Source organism: Moorena sp. SIO3E8 (assembly GCF_010692445.1).
GTDB lineage: Bacteria > Cyanobacteriota > Cyanobacteriia > Cyanobacteriales > Coleofasciculaceae > Moorena > Moorena bouillonii.
In genome coordinates, this window is sequence record NZ_JAAHHM010000003.1 from 176,932 (window position 1) to 196,400 (window position 19,469).

The 19,469-nt window shown below is 43.2% G+C and carries 16 protein-coding genes; 12 read left to right on the forward strand and 4 right to left on the reverse strand.

What is annotated here, in order from left to right; translation table 11 throughout:
- Positions 1 to 47: 47 nt before the first annotated feature.
- The 4 genes from F6K46_RS02285 (at position 48) to F6K46_RS02300 (ending at position 3,808) form a co-directional block, all read left to right on the forward strand.
- A complete protein-coding gene (locus tag F6K46_RS02285; RefSeq protein WP_293025344.1) occupies positions 48 to 203 on the forward strand; it encodes a hypothetical protein in 156 nt (51 codons plus the stop codon).
- Positions 204 to 268: 65 nt separating this feature from the next.
- Complete coding sequence (locus F6K46_RS02290) at positions 269 to 910, forward strand: hypothetical protein (RefSeq protein WP_044491860.1); 642 nt, start codon at positions 269 to 271, stop codon at positions 908 to 910.
- A gap of 91 nt (positions 911 to 1,001) precedes the next feature.
- Positions 1,002 to 1,838, forward strand: a complete 837-nt coding sequence (locus F6K46_RS02295; protein WP_070396125.1) for a pentapeptide repeat-containing protein — start codon at positions 1,002 to 1,004, stop codon at positions 1,836 to 1,838.
- Positions 1,839 to 2,596: 758 nt separating this feature from the next.
- On the forward strand, positions 2,597 to 3,808 hold the full coding sequence (locus tag F6K46_RS02300; RefSeq protein WP_293054746.1) for a PilT/PilU family type 4a pilus ATPase: 1,212 nt from the start codon (positions 2,597 to 2,599) through the stop codon (positions 3,806 to 3,808).
- Between the two features lie 270 nt (positions 3,809 to 4,078).
- On the opposite strand, the gene typA is transcribed toward F6K46_RS02300, so the two are convergent.
- On the reverse strand, positions 4,079 to 5,881 hold the full coding sequence (typA, locus tag F6K46_RS02305) for a translational GTPase TypA (protein ID WP_293054745.1): 1,803 nt from the start codon (positions 5,879 to 5,881) through the stop codon (positions 4,079 to 4,081).
- 225 nt (positions 5,882 to 6,106) lie between these two features.
- On the opposite strand from typA, the gene F6K46_RS02310 reads away from it, so the two are divergent.
- Positions 6,107 to 6,232, forward strand: coding sequence for a hypothetical protein (locus F6K46_RS02310; protein ID WP_293054744.1), 126 nt, complete (start codon positions 6,107 to 6,109; stop codon positions 6,230 to 6,232).
- Positions 6,233 to 6,257: 25 nt separating this feature from the next.
- On the opposite strand, the gene F6K46_RS02315 is transcribed toward F6K46_RS02310, so the two are convergent.
- The 3 genes from F6K46_RS02315 to F6K46_RS02325 form a co-directional block, all read right to left on the reverse strand.
- Complete coding sequence (locus F6K46_RS02315; RefSeq protein WP_293054743.1) at positions 6,258 to 7,961, reverse strand: peptidoglycan-binding protein; 1,704 nt, start codon at positions 7,959 to 7,961, stop codon at positions 6,258 to 6,260.
- Positions 7,962 to 8,148: 187 nt separating this feature from the next.
- The gene (locus tag F6K46_RS02320) at positions 8,149 to 8,364 is read right to left on the reverse strand and encodes a hypothetical protein (RefSeq protein ID WP_293054742.1); all 216 of its coding nucleotides are present in this window, start codon (positions 8,362 to 8,364) and stop codon (positions 8,149 to 8,151) included.
- A 292-nt stretch (positions 8,365 to 8,656) separates the two neighbouring features.
- Positions 8,657 to 12,658: a hypothetical protein gene (locus tag F6K46_RS02325; protein WP_293054741.1), complete on the reverse strand. Its 4,002-nt coding sequence runs from the start codon at positions 12,656 to 12,658 to the stop codon at positions 8,657 to 8,659.
- 37 nt (positions 12,659 to 12,695) lie between these two features.
- Between F6K46_RS02325 and F6K46_RS02330 the strand changes: the two genes are divergently transcribed.
- The 7 genes from F6K46_RS02330 to F6K46_RS02360 all read left to right on the forward strand — a co-directional run bounded on the left by F6K46_RS02330 (position 12,696) and on the right by F6K46_RS02360 (position 19,440).
- The gene (locus F6K46_RS02330; RefSeq protein ID WP_293054740.1) at positions 12,696 to 12,848 is read left to right on the forward strand and encodes a hypothetical protein; all 153 of its coding nucleotides are present in this window, start codon (positions 12,696 to 12,698) and stop codon (positions 12,846 to 12,848) included.
- Between the two features lie 788 nt (positions 12,849 to 13,636).
- Positions 13,637 to 14,845 carry a VCBS repeat-containing protein gene (locus F6K46_RS02335; protein ID WP_293054739.1) on the forward strand — a complete coding sequence of 403 codons (1,209 nt, stop codon included), beginning with the start codon at positions 13,637 to 13,639 and terminating at the stop codon, positions 14,843 to 14,845.
- A gap of 208 nt (positions 14,846 to 15,053) precedes the next feature.
- Positions 15,054 to 15,983 (forward strand): 30S ribosomal protein S6--L-glutamate ligase, encoded by a 930-nt coding sequence (gene rimK, locus F6K46_RS02340; RefSeq protein ID WP_293054738.1) that lies wholly within the window; start codon positions 15,054 to 15,056, stop codon positions 15,981 to 15,983.
- Between the two features lie 245 nt (positions 15,984 to 16,228).
- Complete coding sequence (locus tag F6K46_RS02345) at positions 16,229 to 16,609, forward strand: hypothetical protein (protein WP_293054737.1); 381 nt, start codon at positions 16,229 to 16,231, stop codon at positions 16,607 to 16,609.
- A 529-nt stretch (positions 16,610 to 17,138) separates the two neighbouring features.
- Complete coding sequence (locus tag F6K46_RS02350) at positions 17,139 to 18,671, forward strand: PRC-barrel domain-containing protein (RefSeq protein ID WP_293116727.1); 1,533 nt, start codon at positions 17,139 to 17,141, stop codon at positions 18,669 to 18,671.
- A 106-nt stretch (positions 18,672 to 18,777) separates the two neighbouring features.
- Positions 18,778 to 19,017 (forward strand): hypothetical protein, encoded by a 240-nt coding sequence (locus tag F6K46_RS02355; protein WP_293054735.1) that lies wholly within the window; start codon positions 18,778 to 18,780, stop codon positions 19,015 to 19,017.
- A gap of 156 nt (positions 19,018 to 19,173) precedes the next feature.
- Positions 19,174 to 19,440 (forward strand): hypothetical protein, encoded by a 267-nt coding sequence (locus tag F6K46_RS02360; protein WP_149030778.1) that lies wholly within the window; start codon positions 19,174 to 19,176, stop codon positions 19,438 to 19,440.
- The last annotated feature ends 29 nt before the right edge of the window (positions 19,441 to 19,469 follow it).

Genomic DNA, 19,469 nt, shown 5'->3' on the forward strand with positions numbered 1-19,469 from the left:
TCAAAAATTTTTTTATTGAAGGATAAAAACAACAATAATATCTTTCGTTGCTTGTCATCATTGCTGTTGATGTCTATGAACAAAAGCTCGAGCAACCCATCTGCCCCCCCAGAGAATATACCCTAGATGAATTACTAGCCAATGAAGTCGAAATCAGTGAAGAGGTTCACTGGGGTAAAGCAGAAGGTCGAGAGGTGTGGTAGGCTTCTTTGAGTGCGAATTACCTTTTGGACAACTTCTAGTCACCAAAAAAGGAACAGATTAAACTTTGGGTATTGAACTACGCAGTTACGTATACATAGACAGCTTGCAGCCTCAGCACGCCGCTTACATGGGAACAGTAGCGTTAGGATTTTTGCCCTTACCAGGAGATACCTCCCTTTGGATTGAAATCTCACCAGGTATTGAAATTAACCGGATTACCGATATTGCCCTCAAATCCACTGCCGTGCGTCCAGGAGTGCTGGTGGTCGAACGGCTTTACGGACTTCTAGAGGTGCATGCTAATAAACAAGGGGAAACCCGTACAGCTGGCAAAGCAATTTTAGACGCACTGGGCGTCCGTGAACAGGATCGGCTCAAACCTCGGGTCATTTCTAGCCAAATTATCCGTAATATTGATGCCCACCAGACCCAGTTAATTAATCGCACACGGCGGGGTCAAATGTTGCTAGCAGGGCAAACCCTATATGTATTAGAAGTTGAGCCAGCTGCCTATGCCGCCCTAGCTGCCAATGAAGCAGAGAAATCCGCCTTAATTAACATCTTACAAATTAGTGCAGTGGGCAGCTTTGGACGCCTCTACCTAGGTGGAGAAGAACGGGATATATTAGCAGCGTCTCAGGCAGCGCTGACAGCTATTGAAAGCGTGAGTGGTCGTGAACATCCTGCTGCCAAGCGCAAGGAATAGAAAGGAATTCTTCCTGAGCTGATCCCTTAATGTAGTGCCATTGAGTTAAAGTCTTTGTTGGCACCGCTACATAATGTGAAGGAGAACCTCAATGGCCAATCTAGAACATCTTGCTCTACTCAAACAAGATCCATTGAGATGGACAGAATGGAGAAAGACAAATCTAGATCTAGAACCAGACCTTAGCGAAGTTAACCTCAATGGGGCTAACTTTGAAAGGGTAAACTTAGCAAAAGCTAACCTAAAAAAGGCAAATCTAGGCAATATTAAACTGATTAGCGCTAACCTCAGCCAAGCTAACCTCAGTAATGCCAACCTCCAAGATGCTGAACTGATCAAAGCTAAACTGATCTCGGCAGAGCTAATTGGGACTAAACTTATAGCAGCTAACCTAATCAGGGCTGACCTAAATGGTGCCAATTTAATTGGGGCTGACTTGACCCTAGCTAACCTCATGGAAGCTGATTTGAGTAATGCAAACCTAATTGGCACTAGCTTGCTCAAAGCTAATCTCTCAGAAGCAGATTTAAGTGGGGCAAAGCTAAGACGGACTAACCTGGTTGAGGCTAACCTTATGGCTGCCAATCTCTGCCATGCTAATCTGAGCAATGCTAATCTTCATCAAGCTGAACTCCTTGGGGCTTACCTATACAAAGCTGAGTGTCCAGGGGCTAACCTAGCAGAAGCTCACCTGAGTGGAAGCTATCTGTTTGGAGCTAACCTAGCAGAGGCAGACCTTTACAGGGTTGACATTAGATGGGCGAACCTTACTAAAGCAAATTTAAGCGGGTCTAACCTGACTACAGCTAAGCTCAGGGGCGCTAACCTCAGTAAAGCTAACTTAACTGGGGCTACTATCATTGAAGCTGAACTAAGCCAAGTTAATCTAAGGGAAACAATTATGCCTGATGGAACCATCCATCCTTAGATCACCACATCTGATCACACTCAATCAAACCTTCGATTAATCAGTTAGTGCTGCCAATATCATCCAACAGACAAAATCGACCAGACACCGATGAGTCATGCCCAACCGCCCCTAGAATTTATCCGACAAGCTATAGTTGACCTGACTCATGAGCTGCAAACCTCTATGCAAAGTCTGATCATAACTTGACAATATTCTCTGAATAAGTAATAATAGAAAACATTATTTTTATCCTTAACGTAAAGTTAATCAAAGTGGGCTTTTGGTTAACTTTACGTTAAGGTTTGGACTGTGGGGCGACCGATGAAAGGCGCTCATAGGAAGTGGAAAGGGTAAGAGCTTTCCACAGTCCAGGGTTCAGGACTGGTTCCCACTCGAAGGGGCACAGGAACGATGGAATCTCAGGAGAACAAAATCTAGCCTGGCTCATACTGCTGCGGTTGCGCCTGTCGAGTCCTTCGGTTTTTTCTCTCAAAACACTGCTACAGGACAGCTTGGGTTAAAAAACTCTTCCCCATTCTATCGTCTTTCTATAAGAGCCGCACCCTAAGTATATCATATCTAGGTGATGTCTGACAGCAATATCAAAAACCTAGCTAGATTAGTGTGAAAACTTTTTATGTAAAGTAAAATTTCTCTAGGGTTGACAGTTCTTTGGTTGGATAACAAGCAACCGAAATTCACTGCCAACAATAAGATAAGTAAACATTAACGCCCCGACCCGATCAGTCCAGCAAGGGTATCCCTAGGTACATCATATGAAGAACACGAATTCTGGTTTAGGAGTGCAAATTGATCAAGAGCCTCAAACTTTCCCATCACCACTTAAACCAGTAGTAGAACTTAACCAGAACCTTAGCCATTCCCCTTCTATCGAGCAAATCGTCGCAGAGGCTCATGGTCACAAAGCTTCTGACATTCATATTCGAGTGGGACAGGTCCCCAGATTTAGGATTCGGGGCAAGATGTATGTGGCTAAACGTCATACCAAGGTCACAGTGGAAGTCTTTGAGGCATACCTCAATGAAATTCTCACTCCGGCTCAGAGGAAGCAGTTTGCTGAAACCAAAGAACTGGATACGGCTATTTTTTACCCTGGCTTAGTGCGCTGTAGGGTCAATTGTTTTGACTCCCTAAACGGGGGAGCTATTGTGCTGCGATTAATCAGCCTTGATGTTCCTTCAATCGATGATTTAACTCTACCGCAAGTTTTCAAAAAAATAGTTAGCAAGGGTCAGGGAATTATTTTAGTTACCGGTCCGACAGGATCAGGTAAATCAACGACTCTTGCGGCTATGATTCGCCATCTCAATGAAACAGAGTACAAACATATTGTTACCATTGAAGACCCGGTTGAATATGTCCACCGCTCCCGAAAGTGCCTGATTAGTCAGCGAGAAGTGGGATTGCACACCCATCAGTTTCACCACGCTCTGCGGTCTGTGTTACGGGAGGATCCCGATATAATTCTAATTGGGGAAATGCGCGATCGCATCACAGTTGATACAGCCCTGCAAGCTGCCCAAACCGGTCATCTGGTCTTGGGTACTCTACACACTCGCAATGCTATCAGCAGTATTAACCGTCTGTTGAATCTCTACAATCCTGATGAACAGGCAGCGATCCGCATCCAGATTGCTGAGTCCCTGTTGGCAGTTATTGCCCAACTCTTAGTACCAACCACCGATAAGGGTCGGATTGCGGTTCATGACATTTTAATCAATACCCCAACTGTACAGGATTACCTGCTTAAGGGAGAAGATGGGGATGTGTTCCGACTGATGGAAACTGAAACCATTGAAGGAATGCAAGTTATGAATCAGGCTCTCTACAACTACCTAATTGATGAAAAAATCACACCCACCGAAGCCCTTAAAGTGTCTCCTGATCCCCAGGCTTTGATACGCCAGATGCGCACTGGTGGTATAGATGCTTCCGCCTCGGCTCGTGATTGGATGAATGAAGCTTGAATTTAGAATGTAGAATTTAGAATGGTGAATTAAGAATGCAGAATTTAGAATTAAGAATGCAGAATTTAGAATGGTGAATCCAGAATTAAGAATGGTGAATTTAGAATGGTGAATCCAGAATACAGAATGGTGAATGGTGAATCCAAAATCCAAAATCCAATATCCAAAATCCATAATGGTGAATTCCCAATTCTAAATTCCCAATTCCCAATTCTAAATTCTAAATTCTAAATTCTAAATTCTACATTCTAAATTCTTAATTCTTAATTCTTACCTTTTACCTTGCTTCGCCAACTTCTTCTTAGACAGCTTCCGCAAACGAACTGACTGAGGTGTAATCTCTACCAGTTCATCGGGTCCAATATACTCCAAAGCCCGTTCCAAACTCATCTCCACTGGGGCTTGTAACTGCACTAATTCATCCCCAGTGGCGGAACGATGGTTAGTTAACTGCTTAGTTTTACAGACATTTAGATCTAAGTCCTGAGGACGATTGTGTTCCCCAATAATCATGTTTTTGTAAACCTTAGTGCCTGGTTTAATAAAGAATACACCACGGTCTTCTCCATTTTTCAGGGCATAGAAGGTAGCCATCCCTTCTTCAAAGGCTACAATTACTCCATTGCGGCGAGTTTCTAATTCCCCAGTCATGGGACGATATTCTAGGAAGCTATGATTCATGATCCCTTCACCTTTGGTCAGGCGAAGGAAGTCCCCCCGGAAACCGACTAAGCCACGGGCAGGAATCACAAAATCGATTTGGGTTCGACCATTGGCACCCACTTGCATATCTTGCATTTCCCCTTTGCGCTGTCCTAAACGCTCGATACAGCTACCCACGGCTTCTTCTGGTACATCTAGCACTAGATATTCAAAGGGTTCGCAAGGTTGACCATTGACTTCCCGGTAGATGACTTGGGGTTGGGAAACTTGGAACTCATATCCTTGGCGACGCATGGTTTCGATCAGAATACCCAGGTGTAGCTCTCCACGACCAGATACTAGGAATTTATCGGGGGAGTCAGTGGGTTCTACCCGTAGTGCTACGTTTGTTTCTAATTCTCGGAATAAGCGATCGCGTAATTGTCGCGACGTTACAAAGTCCCCTTCCTTACCCGCAAAGGGGGAATCATTCACGCAGAAGGTCATTTGCAAGGTAGGCTCATCTACCTTAATTAGGGGTAAAGCTTGGGGTTCATTGGGACAAGTAATGGTTTCACCAATATTGGCATCAGCAAACCCAGCTACTGCCACGATATAACCAGCTGATGCTTCTTTTAGGTCAACTCGCTTGAGTCCTTCAAATCCCATCAACTTGGTTACTTTTGCCTGAACTATGTCCCCAGTATCCTTAACTAAAGCAGCTTGTTGACTGGCCTTAATGGTTCCGTTGTGAATTCTGCCAATCACAATGCGACCTAGGTACTCGGAATAGTCCAAGGTGGTGACTTGTAGTTGTAGCGGCTTGGCAGGGTCTCCTACTGGTGGCGGGACATGATGCAAAATTGCTTCAAACAGTGGCTGCATATCTACCGCTTCTGCGTCCAAATCTTCTTTGGCGTAGCCTTGTAGACCGGAGGCAAATAGGTAGGGAAACTCACACTGGTCATCGTCTGCTCCTAATTCTAGGAACAGATCCAGGACTTTGTCGATGGCACCATAAGGGTCCGCTTGGGGTCGGTCAATTTTATTGACCACTACAATCGGGCGCAGTCCTTTTTCCAGAGCTTTTTTCAGGACAAATCGGGTTTGAGGCATTGGTCCTTCATTAGCATCCACAATTAGGATGCAGCCATCCACCATACCCAATACCCGCTCTACTTCTCCACCAAAGTCAGCGTGACCGGGAGTATCAACAATATTAATTAGGATGTCTTTGTACCGAACGGCGGTATTCTTAGAAAGAATAGTAATACCCCGCTCCCGCTCTAAATCGTTGGAGTCCATGACGCAGTCTGGAACGTCTTCCCCTTCGCGGAAGATACCGGATTGTTTGAGTAGAGCGTCAACTAAGGTAGTTTTGCCGTGATCGACGTGAGCAATAATAGCAACGTTGCGAATTGGGAGAGTCATACCAGCGCCTGGAAATAGGTAGCAGCAGTTACAATTTTTTCTAAAGATTTCTTAATAATTCTAGCTTACCTTGGGAAGACCCGAAGAAAAAAGGCAAAAGGCAAAAGGCAAAAGGCAAAAGGCAAAAGGCATGCATGCTAATTGCTGCTTGTATCAATGTCAAACACCTTAATGGGAGTGCTACACTGTAGACTTATATCATTTCAGGATAATTCCCCTGTCTTGATGCAGTCGCTCATGGGGGAAACCCCCAAGACCGCGCTGCATCGCTTAATAAAAATCTCCCCCATCTCCCCATCTCCCCCATCTCCCCACACTCCCCCACAATTATGGGTATTCAACTGGATTTGATAATACTGGGTAAATCATGAATTAATTAACTGCTGACGCTGGTAAGCGATCGCGTTTCAGTGGATACCTTCTTCTGGCTTTCAACTGGGGGCTGAGGAGGTGCTGACTCGTTCTCAGCCTTCAAACGCAGAGTAAAGGATTTATCAACATAGATACCTTTGGAGTCAGTGCGACGGACAATCACGGTATGGCTAGTATCTCCGTTGAAATCCATCAAGGTTTGCTCAGTAAGCTCCAGTTTATTCTCCCTTAACATAAACCGCCCGCCAGCATCATCAATTAATGAGTAGGTATAGCGTTCCCCTGTTTTTGGGTTAGTCGGGGAGAGCATACCAACCACAGTTCCTGGTTTCATCTGCTCAGGGATAGGTTTATCCCCTTGGTCAGACTCTTGGGCTGTTTGGCGGACATTTTCCTGACTTGTGCTGGTATCTTGGTGATGGTTTTCCTCAGCTAAGCTAGCGTTTTGACCAACGCGATACACCTCAGTAAAGTCAGTAAAGAAGTGCTTGAGAGGTTCAATCCGACCCTGAGCTGCTTCAACTTCCACTAACTCATTGTTGGTCAATTCTTGAATAACGGAGGATATAGATGGGTGGGTAAAACTGTAAAGACCTTCCGCAGAAGATTCCAAATAGTCCAAAACAGCTGATAAAGATAGATTAGTTTCACCCCTTGATGGTGGTGATTGTTTAAATTTAATCTGATCTAAGGGCAAGAACAAAGTAGAGCATTTAGCCAAGTTTAGCTTAGCTGTATTTTCTTTACTCTCTTCAAATTGTATCGGTAAACTATTAGGGCTTGTTGCCACTGGGCTGGTGAACAGAAGTAGACCATACTTCCCTAAGGTTAAGTCTTGATTGTTTTGGTCTACAGTTTCATCTATGGCAACCGTTTCAGAGACCGTTTCAGGGCTTGAGGATTGCTCTATCTCGCTCTCACTGATGATAGTTAGCAAATCATCTGAATAGATGCTTGATTCGCTATCTTCTATGGGCAAAATAATATTCTCAGGTTGCCCTGTTTTTCTAGAGGATTTTCCTATCCTCAGCCGAATTGGGAGCCGTTTATAGTTTATCTGTAGCGCAATTACTCCCCATCCACTAAGAGATACCACTGCCCAGCCAAATAACCATAGGTATAGTGGTTTATTGCTGAGGTAGTTCAAGGGGGTTGAACGAACAGATTGATTTGCTAAGGGAGACTCTGGTGTTGAAATAAAATTATTAATGATAGTATCCTGGCTTTCCCCGATACTCTCTTGGTTAGCAGATAAGGATTCTGAGTGCAATTGTTGTAGCGTTATCCAGGTTATTGGTCCAACAATACCATCCGCATTCAACCCTAGTGCTTGCTGGAATGTAGAGACAGCAGCAAAGGTATTGGAACCGTATACACCATCCACTGGCTGTTGGTAGTATCCCAACTGTTGCAGTAGAGTTTGTAGTCTAGTCACAACTTCCCCTTGGCTACCCAAACGCAGTGTTGGGGGCAACTTTATCTCTTGTGAAGACTCTCCCTGGAGTGTTTTGAGATTACTGAATCGAGAGTCTTGAGCCAATGCGATCGCATCTGGAGCAGTGATGCGATTGGGGGGTTTCCCCAGCCGAGGGGATTGCTTGGGCTTCTGAGTGGGCGTGCAGATCATGCTTTTACTGTAGTCAAGACTAGCAGTGGCATTTTTGCAGTGGCTGTAGGCTAGCAGTAAGAGAGTAGAGGGGTCAGGCATATAGCGTTTGTATCTGGGTTGTAAACACAGTTCTTGCTTTAAAAGGCAAGATGCAAGAGGAATCCCCGCTAGCCCTTAATAAGGGGGGGAGGTAAGAGGGGAAAGAGATCGGGAGTTTTATTCGACAATAAAAAAAGACCTCCTAGGTTTACATCTGATCGAGAAACGCTATAGACAGCACTTGAGTCTAGTAAGCTTTGCTGAATTTATTTTGTGAACCCGGATATTTTGGTGAAGAGGTTTGTAAAGTTTTGTAAACTATGGTAAAGGGAGCTAGGGAACAGGGAACAGGGAACAGGGAACAGGGAACAGGGAACAGGGAACAGGGAACAGGGAACAGGGAACAGGGAACAGGGAACGGGGAACAGGGAACAGGGAACAGGGAAAAATCTCTGTACCTCATAGCTATTAAAAACGCTATAGCTATTTTCTATCCCATGAGCTACAAAGCGATCCCCCTAAATTCCCGTGAGAAAGGGGGAGTTTGAGGTTGATAACCGTACCTCATAAATTCAATAAACGCTATAATTAAATATTATTAATTATGAAAGTATAGCAATCAAAATTAAAACAGCTTTTATTAGACTATAGCGGTTTATAGTCTAATCAGGTAGACATTATTTTTACCCTCTTACCTATTATGACTTCCCTACTCCCTGCTCCCTACTCCCTGTTCCCTTTGCTATAGATTATCGCTATTCACTATCTGGAGTTGAAGAAGGAGATGGAACAGTTGGCGTTGGTGACAGTGACGGCTGCTGATCTATTCTAAAAAATCTTTTGTTCGGCTCGTTAAATATCCCATTACCGAATAATCCGAGCACTGCCGCAACCACACCAACAATTGTCACAATCCCAAGGATTTTGTTCCATATATCTCCGCTGTTAGGATTGCTTTTAGAGTCATTGACGTTGATATTATTGCCTTCTCCGTTTGCGATAATGTTGTTGTTATTACCAATTTTACGGTTATCAACAATACCTGTATTGTTGATAACATCGCCGCCATTCGTGTTGTTATTAATATTTTCAGCCATAGTGTTTGTATTTTTTCCTCCTATGTTAACAATACCACCTTTATTATCCAAATTTACTATATTATTAGATGTACCTTGATTACCTTGCACAGTTTTACTTCTGGAATCATGAGCTAATATATCATCAATAACCTTTTTTGGTTGGAGTGCCTTCCAAGTTTTACGACGCATGCTATCTTTGGCAGATATCAGCGTTTTCTTAAGCCAAGGAAGTTGAGGACATTCTCGAATAATACCCTCAACTTCCTCACAGGCATCAGGCGTTCCAATATTTTTTAGTTGCCGTAGAATGTCATCTCTTAATCTAGCCACCATCTCCCTTGGACCCAAGAAATAATTACTATGATCGGGAGCTTCGTCATAGGGATATTGCCTAACCATCCAGATATATAGATCAGCTAACTGTTTCTCATTAAGATTAAGCTTAAGCTCTAAGAGACCGAGAAACGATTTATTGGGATTAGCAACTAACTCAATCAATTCTCGTCCAAGATCAAGATTTGCTTCTTGCTCAAGAATCGACCATATACTAGACCAACTGTTGGTAGTTGGGTAGTAGAATAGGAATGTTAAGGCAATGATGACTCTGTCACGTTCATCTTTGTTCAAAGGCAATGGGAATGATCTAAATGTTTGGAGATATTCTATAGATTTCTCTTTAGCTTCATTCGAGCCATGTTTTAGAATATATTCTAACAGATGTCCCATACATTTGGGCTTTAGGGATTTATCTTGAGCCTTTTTTAAAATAAAATCACTTAGATGTTTATCCCAACATTTTTCAACGAGTCTAATTACAAATATATAGTCAGACTGCTCATTTTCTTTATCAATCAGGATATTCAAAGTTTCAATTACCTGATCAGGAGCATTTGAGTAAACCCTCTTTACTAACTCTAAACAGCTGTTAGAATGTTCGCTTCCACGAGGAAAAGCGATGATCACAGGTGCCCAAATGCGCCATGTCTCAGGTGGAATAGTTTCAAGAATCTCTGGAGCTTTGTTTCGAAGCAACAGAAAAGCTTGATAACCCGCAAATTTTGGTATATATAGATCAATGTATAATGACTTTTTACCAATCCAATCAGTATTTATATCTTTCTGATTTTTAATATACTTTTCAGCACCTTTAATAATCCTATTGCAAGTCAGTTCATCAGCCTCTTTCCACCCTGGAAGCTTAGTTAAATCAGGTTCAAATGCATTATCATAGTATCGGCTGTCTGGCTTAAGGGTCATTTCCATATTCAACCACCACCAAGCTGATAAGTTACCATCTTCTAATTGATCCAAAATACGAATAATTCTCTCTCTATGATCTAATAATTTTTGTTGATGACGGTCATTTAAAGCTTGTTTTGAAGCTTGTTGTCCCTCTATAAAATAATTACTAAATTGCTCAGAGAGCCATTTTTGATTAGCCCAATTATAATAATCTTCAATAATCCCATCAATCGATGCTGTATTATTTAGCTCAAATGTATCGTATATTTCCTGCGCAAAAAGTTTATTTAGTATGGCCAATCGTGAGCTAAGCATTGGATCTTCCATCCAATCCTGATCGTGATCAGCAAGCCTAGGTTTTAGGTAGATATCTTCTATTAAAGATAATACGAAATGATCTAATCGACAATCATAGTTAATTTCTCCTAAATTAACTAGTGCCTTGACAAACTTTTGACTCTTACCATATTCCTTTATAAAATCCGATTTTAATGGTTCCCTCAGCCATTTGTCTTTAAGCATTGGTACAAGTGTATAGTTTAGAAACCATCGGTAGGAATCACTAATAAGATTTATTGCCTTGGCAGGAGTTAAGATATCAAACACCTCATCATATGTCAAATCATTGCACTTATTAAACACTGCTTGTAGGCAACAACCCTTAAGCCTGTCCTGCTCATCCTCTGGAAGGGGATTAAGGGCTAACGGCTTGAGTTTGAGTCTTGACTTCTGATCGCCAATCTCCCCAATAGCTTGAACAGCACTAATCCTAAGTTCAATGGTTTCAGTTGAATCAGTTGCTAAGGTAACCAATTCATTTTGGAGTTCTTTCAGTTGACAGAATTGAGCCATCGTGATAGCTGTATGTCGTGCATCCCTTTGCTTAGTTGCATCCACAATATATGGACGAAGTTGTTCCGCAAGGTTAGGATGTTTTAGTTTCTCGTAGTATAAGCGGTAGTTAATTAGTTTTTGATTTATTTTTCCTTGCTCATACTGCCTCAATAAATTTGAAACCACCCTTTCTCGAACACTATCATATTCTCGCACACTATCATCACTATCATCACTATAATGTTTACGTATATCGCTCAGAAGTAACACATCAGGATCACTGCTAAGAATTACCTCACGTATCTCAGATATCATGGTGGCTAACCATGCAGCAGTTTCATGGAGCTGAGGAATCAATTTATGCTCAGGATCTTTATGGTTACATAAATAGAAATGCCTCTGGAAGAAGGACTCAGAGACATTATGTTCCTTCAAATACCATGCTGCTAGAAACTCAGCATAGGTCTGATGAGACCACCCTATCAGCTTTTCACCATAGGTCTGATCAGAGCACCCAATACGCTTTTCACCACGAGATGAAAACAAGCCAGTATCTAAAACCTCTTTGATAGCTAATTCAGTGATATCCAAATTCTTGCTATTAGCAACTTCCTCCCCAATGCAAAGCTCCTTAATGAGAATTAACTGATCTGGATATGGAGCATAATTTCGATAAAGTCCAGTCCAAACACCAAATCGATTGGCAAAAATTGTAACAGCCGCAATCCGAGCAGCAATAATCAGGCGCTGGTCTGGATCGAGATCACCGATAGCACCTGAGTCACGACGGTTAGGATTAGGTTCTTCGCATAAACAGCGACAGCCGTCAAGATAAAGTTGATCAATCCTCTTATTTTCGAGAGACTCACCACTACCACGGCAATAAATCTTCAGAAGAAAGTCTAGGGTGATCGGCTTGATAGCTAGGGGGACGAGATTTTTTTTAGAAACTTCTTCTAAGAAAGTATCTGGATCAATTTCGTTAGCTTTTGCTGCTTTAACAACATCTTGACGACGAAGTGGAACTAGCTGATATATTCCTAGGGAATCTTTACCAAAAAGTTCCTTGAGACCTGGCTCAAGACCAGATGGTAAAACAGCTGTTCTACAGGCAATCCGAAGAGTTAAACGCTCAACATGCTCCTTATACTTTTTAAGCTCATAAACTAAAATACGTGCCAGTGTTTGTATTCGTAAAAGGCATTCATCAAGACTATCTAAAAATATGTGAAGCCTATGGCTTCCAGATTGCCACTTAGTAAATTGCGGGCTTTCAAACAACTCCTTCTTTAGTGTATCTTCTTTAGAAAAGAATCCAATATCAAGTGACAGTATTTCATCGTCTGTATTTTTAAGCTCAGCAGTAACCTTCTCTTCTTCCTCCTTCATGGTTTGAGTCTTGCCGATGCCCGGTTCACCGAGGAGTATTAGGCAGGGTATTCCAGAAATTTCCCTAAAGGTTACCAACTTAGGATTGGGATTGTAATTGTAACCGTTGACCAATGTAACGTCTGGATCGGATAAGTAACCATCATAACCTAAATTGAAGTCATCAGAGATAGAACACCAAAATCGCTGCCAGTTATAAGTCTGATTCGACATGCTGTAGGGTTTACAGAATACACAAGGCTTTGTCTTGATGCAGTCGCTCATGGGGGAAACCCCCTTTGGCGGCGCTGCATCGCTTTCTATGATAACAATAAAAAGCTCTAGCAATCCGTGTAGGAATTGTGATAGTTTTTGTTCCGTACTCCCTATTCCCTATTCCCTTTCCTATACCTTACCCAATTAAAGTCCGCTACATTATATCATCTTATTTATAAAATAGCCTTTAACTGTGCCACTTTTCAAAGTGACCTAATTTCAAAACAGCTCGAAAATATATCATGGTAGAAAATACTCTAGTGTGCAATCTCTACCATCCACATAAAAGACACACTTGTGTAATCGACACAAGATCAGACCAGGCTGCATTTAAACCAAAAACCGCATTCTACCAATAGTTTTGCTCAATAGTTTGGGAATTCTTAGAGCAATTCATAACAGTTATGCCAAAGGTATTTTCAGCAAACCACTGTAAGCTATCAGCTATCAGAGGTTGTCTGAGAAGTCTCATTTGCTACATTCAAGCCCCCTAAATCCCCCAATTTTGGGGGACTTTTAGCAACAAATTGATTCTTGTTCCCCCCAGAATTGGGGGGCTAGGGTGTGTCTTCAAACTCGGAGATCCCCCTAAATCCCCCTTAAAAAAGGGGGACTTTGACTATGGCTCCCCCCTTTTTTAAGGGGGGCTGGGGGGGATCTAAATCTTGCGGAAAACTTTGAAAACACGCCCTAGGGGGGCGAAACCATACCCAGAATCAGGAACGCCGTTAATTTAAGCGAACAGCTAATACGCTACATCACAGGCTAGAAGCCTGTTCCACGTGCAATGGGGGTTTTCCCCAGACTTTCAATTTTATTTGAAGCTGTTCGCGTAGCGTGAGCTTTTAGCTGACCGCTGACCGCTGACCGCTGACCGCTGACCGCTGACAATTACCAATTCACAAAACGCGCTTCATCTAAAACAGGAAAACAACTATGAAAATCGAAGCAGAAAACACAACTCGCGTTACCCTAGAAAATTACGAGGTTTTTGATAATAATAGTGCTTCAGGCTCTAAAGCAGTCAGAATCGAAGACATTGAAACCAACGGCATAATCAGAATTGACTGGACAGAAAGTGATGGTGTTGCTGGCAAATACCATATCGGTATTGCTCACTTTGATGAAATAGATGGACAAGCCAAACTAACACTACGGGTCAACGGTACTGATGTTGACACCTATACTTTGGATAAAAACCTTGGTGGAGATGGACCCAACTCCGGTAACTATGTCGGTTTCACTGACTCTCTCAGCAATGGTGATCCTAATCCAAATCCTATCTTTAAAGATGTACAACTTGCTCCAGGCGATCGCATCGAAATTGTTGTAGAGGCAGATAGTCTTGATAATGAGACCTTCGAGTTAGGGCGAATTGACGCCATTGAATTCACCTCCGCTGAAGTGGATCTGTTCTGGCATAATTCTGAGACTGGCACCATGGGAGCTTGGCGGATGCATGGGGTAATGGGTACTGACCTAGATGAGGCAGTGACGATTCAAATGGAATCCGTTAACAGTGACTGGGAGATTCGTGCTGCTGGAGACTTCAACGGTGATAGCCACAAAGATATGGTTTGGCGCAATACCGCGAATGGAGACATTGGTATCTGGTTAATGAATGGTTCCCAGTTTCAAGAAGCAGTATCCATCGTCCCAGTCTCAGACCTTAACTGGAAAATCCATGGCACAGGAGATTTCAACCGTGATCAGCAAACCGATCTGCTGTGGCGTAATGACTCCACTGGGGAAAATGCAGTTTGGCTGATGAATGGCACTGAGCCGAATCGAGGAGTACTAATCCAATCAGAATTAGCCAACAGTAAATGGAAAATCCTTGGTGCCGGAGACTTTGATGGAGATAAAAACGCGGATGTTCTCTGGCTTGACACTGAAAACCAAAATGTTTACTACTGGCGCATGGCAGGTACAGATTACATAGAATCAGTGTTCGTTAATAATGCACCCCTTGACGACACCTGGAAATTTCAAGGAGTTATGGATTTTGACAAGAATGGTTACGATGACATTTTCTGGAGCAATACTGTTGATGGCAAGACAGGGATGTGGATGATGAATGAAAATGGTTACGACCGACCAGTAATCGCTGAGTCGGTAGATTTGAGCTGGGAAGGCCATGCCTGAAGTGACCTGTGTTGAGCGTTGACACTTTGTTGAGTCTAAACAAAAAGCGCTCAATCAAATTATGCGTTCGCGTAGCGTGGCCTACGGCCAATCGCACTTGTGACTTGCTGCGGTTTACAATCAATTAGTGACACACCTTAGGGGCGCACCAGATGCGCCCCTAAGATTTATTTTTAAAATATAGCGTTAGTGATATAGGGTAAACCCAATGAAAATTGCGATCTTATCCCTAGATGCTACCTTGTATTCTACCCGACGCTTGAAGGATGCTGGGGACAAGCGGGGTCATCAAATGCGGGTGATTAACTATATGTGCTGTTACCTGAATATTACAGCTGACAAGCCAATGGTAATGTATCAGGGCAAACCCTTAGATGACTTTGATGCCATTATTCCCCGGATCGGGGCATCACAGACCTTCTATGGCACCGCCGTTGTACGGCAGTTTGAATTGATGGGTGTAAAGAGTGCTATTCCAAATCAGGGAATTTCCCGCTCCCGTGATAAACTACGCTCTCTTCAGATCCTTTCTGGTGAAGGTATTGGTTTACCCGTAACTGGCTTTGCCTATTTAACCGAAGATATTGACCACTTAATCGAGATGGTAGGTGGTGCTCCTTTGGTGATTAAACTATTGGAGGGTACCCAAGGTATTGGGGTAGTCCTGGCAGAAACCCATCAAGCTGCCAAGTCGGTGATTGAAGCCTTTCGCGGTTTACAAGCCAATATTTTAGTCCAAGAATTTATCAAAGAAGCAGGGGGTATGGATATTCGCTGTCTTGTGATTGATAGTAAGGTAGTGGCATCAATTAAGCGACAGGGAGCAGAGGGGGAATTCCGCTCGAACCTACACCGAGGGGGAACAGCTGAAAAAATCCAGTTAACCTCTCAAGAGCGTATCACAGCAATTCGTGCTGCTAAAGCCATGGGATTACCCATAGCTGGGGTAGACATGGTACGCTCCCATCGTGGTCCGCTAGTGTTGGAAGTGAATTCTTCACCAGGACTAGAAGGAATTGAAAAGGCGACTGGGGTGGATGTGGCGGGGAAGATTATTGAATTTTTGGAAAAAAGTGCTGCGAATGATAAAAAAGGTACACCTCGCAGTGGAGCTGTTCGCGATCGCATCAAGTATTAAAAGTATTAAATTCTCAAGAATCTGTAATTCTCTATTTCCCATGCCCCGATCAGAAGTTTCCTATTGGTTAAAAACAAAACTTATCTCAAACCAGGGGCTTGATGGTAAAACAAAGCAATCCCTGGAAAGGCATCGATGGCTCAAACATGCAACTAATAGGGTACCTAATGGTTATCAATTTAATTTTGACGCAGTACTAGGTTATAGTGTCTGACATAGGTACATTTTTGATTAGGGTGTAAGGAATGAATCCAAGCCTGGAACAGTCAAGTATAGATACCACGACTATGATGACATCTTCCGAACCATTGGTCGAGGTGCCGAAAATCTTGGAAGAAGAGCGCATACAAAAGGAGCGTATGCATGATGTACTGCTGCTTCTGGAACATTTAGTAGAGAGGGAAGAAGCTACCGTAAAGCTCATCCTCGATTGCCTCTACGATGTCGGATCAGTCAACCTGATCAACAAAAAGTTTCAGTCTCGCTCCCTCAACTGGATGATGAAATCAATTGCCCGTATGTCTAAACCAGCCTTCAGAGTTGTTGCTCTGCGCTGGTTTAAGAAGAATTGTCCAGAACTGATTACTAAGTGGCTGGGGGAGCAAGTGCAAGGCAGCAGCGAGTAGGGAGTAGGGAGTAGGGAGTAGGGAGTAGGGAGTCGGGAGTAGGGGGAATAAAATTGAGTGTACCTGATAAGTACGAGAAACGCCTTTATGCGTAAGTCCTGAAAAGTTTACCGCTGGCTCAGCCTATCCTGACACCGAACAGCTTTTGAATAAAATAAGCTGACGGCTGAATGCTGACACCTTGAGTTAGGAATTTTCACAAAACCAATAGTTTACAAATCTGGTCAAGCAGTTGACAATTTTCTGCTGATATCAGTCATTCAAAAGCTTTTTTAGCGCGAGTGCGCCCCTAGCATGCTCACAGTTTGTTCACAAAGTTTGATTAATCTTTCATCAGAGCTTAATCAAAGGAGCCGAATTTCTAAGTAAATACTCTGCGCGCGGTCTAAACAACTAGCTGATGCCTAATCTCATGACTATAGAGGGGAGGAGATGGAGAGAGTCAAGCTCGGCAAATGCAAGTTGTTAACAAGGCCAATGCTACCAGATTTGCTCTAAAAACTCTGATTTCAAACTAAGGAGAACGTTGATGAACACACAATCAGAAACTGCCATTAAGCACAGTGATGTAATCAACCAGATAGTACTGAATCGCCAAAACACCGAAGAAATTGGTCGGGTAGCTGAGCTGTGGCTCGACCCAATTGCTCACCAAGTTTTGGGTTTGGTTTGCAAGTCAGGACTGCTCGGTCACAAAAAACGGTCATTTACTTGGGCAGAAATTGAGACGATTGGCTCCGACAGCATTCTAGTTTACCTTGGCTCGGAAACCACAGCGAAAAAACCGGAATCTGTGGAATCGATTGTGGGACATCAGTTGTGGACGGACGGAGGGAATCAGGCAGGTACTTTGATGGACTATCGATTCGACCCCAACACGGGGAAGGTAGTTGAGTATATCTTTGGATCCAAGGGCTGGCGTGGTCTCACTGATGGCTCCTACCGACTTCCCCCTGTCGCGATCGCTAGTGTGGGCGGTAAACGAGTGATGGCGATCGAGGCGATGGTGCAAAAGGCTGAGCAATATACGGGTGGCATCAATCACAAAATTTCTCAGGCGGCTGAATCCTTGAAAGATGACTACGCTAAAACCAAGGAAGATATGGCGGCGCTGGTGAAAGGGACTCAGGGGTTAGCGACTCAAGTGCAAGAAACTACTAAAAAAGTAGCGGGGAATGCTCAAGATAAGTTCTCTGAGGTCGCTGGTCAAGTGCAAGAAACTACTAAAAAAGTAGCGGAGAATACCCAACAGAAGCTCTCTGATGTTGCTGGTCAAGCACAACAGACCACTAAAGAGCTCACTGGTAATGCTCAACAGAAGCTCTCTGAGGTTGCTGGTCAAGCACAACAGACCACTAAAGAGCTCACTGGTAATGCTCAACAGAAGCTCTCTGATGTTGCTGGTCAAGTGCAACAGACTACTAAAAAAGTAGCGGAGAATACCCAAAATAAGTTCTCTGAGGTTGCTGGTCAAGCACAACAGACTACTAAACAGCTAACTGGTAATGCTCAACAGAAGCTCTCTGATATTGCTGGTCAAGTACAACCGAGCAATAAAAAAGTAGCGAAGAATGCCCAAGAGAAGTTTTCTGATATTGCTGGTCAAGCACAACAGACCACTAAACAGCTAACTGGTAATGCTCAACAGAAGCTCTCTGAGGTCGCTGGTCAAATACAACCGACCAATAAAAAAGTAGCGGCCAATGCCCAAGAGAAGTTTTCTGAGATTGCTGCTCAAGTGCAACAAACGGCTAAACAGGTGACTGGTAATACCAAAGAGAAGCTTTCTGATGTCACCACTCAAGTGCAAGAGGCTACTAAAAAAGTAGCGGAGAATAGCCAAGAGAAGTTCTCTGAGGTTGCTGGTCAAGCACAACAGACTACTAAACAGCTGACTGACCAGGCTAAGGAAAAACTAGTTCAAGTAAAGACAAAGTTGCCGAGTGCTGACTCCGCTACTACTACAGACGCTGCTCAGAAAGACAAGACACTCAACCCTAGTTCTGAACCAGAATCTGCCAAAACAGCTCTTAATCACTTAGGACTTACGCAAATCTCTTAATTTAACGCTACTTGTAGGGTGGTAAAAACCTTGCCCACCCTACCCATGGAGTCTGTGCGTAAGTCCTGGCACTAACTGATCTATACAACTGAAAGAGAAAAATACCATGAGACAAGTGGCAATACTGGTAACTAGACAATTTGCAATGGTGCTAAGTATTTTAGCGATCGCATCTTGGTTGTCTCTAGCTACTGATGGTAATGAGAACTCTCAGTCTCAACCGACTCCGAGTTCACCAGAAGCAACTGCACCCCAAACACCAGCAGAAACCGCTGCATCCGAGAGAAAAGAAAAACAGAAGTCTCTGCAGAACATCATCTCTGTGTTAATGATCGCTGATCAGTAATTTCAGCTATTAGCTCTCAGCTATTAGCTCTCAGCTCTCAGCTCTCAGCTCTCAGCTCTCAGCTCTCAGCCGTTGGCTCTCAGCCAATGGCTCAATAGTTACTTAGTAATTACTTAGACCGTGGCAAAAAACCTTTATTTAAGGAGAATTCAAACAATGATGACGACTGACAACAATAGCGATTGTGAATTTCTTCAAGAAGACAGTATATGGTCTGACCTCAGAGCAATAAGAGTTATCAATGGGCTGCAACAGGAGGTGCAATCCCTAGAAGCCTCAGTGAAACGGCTCCAAATCTTGCTGGTGTTAAGTATTGTGATCCTAGGAGGTAGTATTGCTGCTATCAGTCCCCTTGGTGCTATAACTTACAACCAGTTGCAGCAGCAATTTGCACCAGTAAATTCCTGGAAAACCACTCAATAAAACTGGTAATTTTTTGATTAATTATTGAC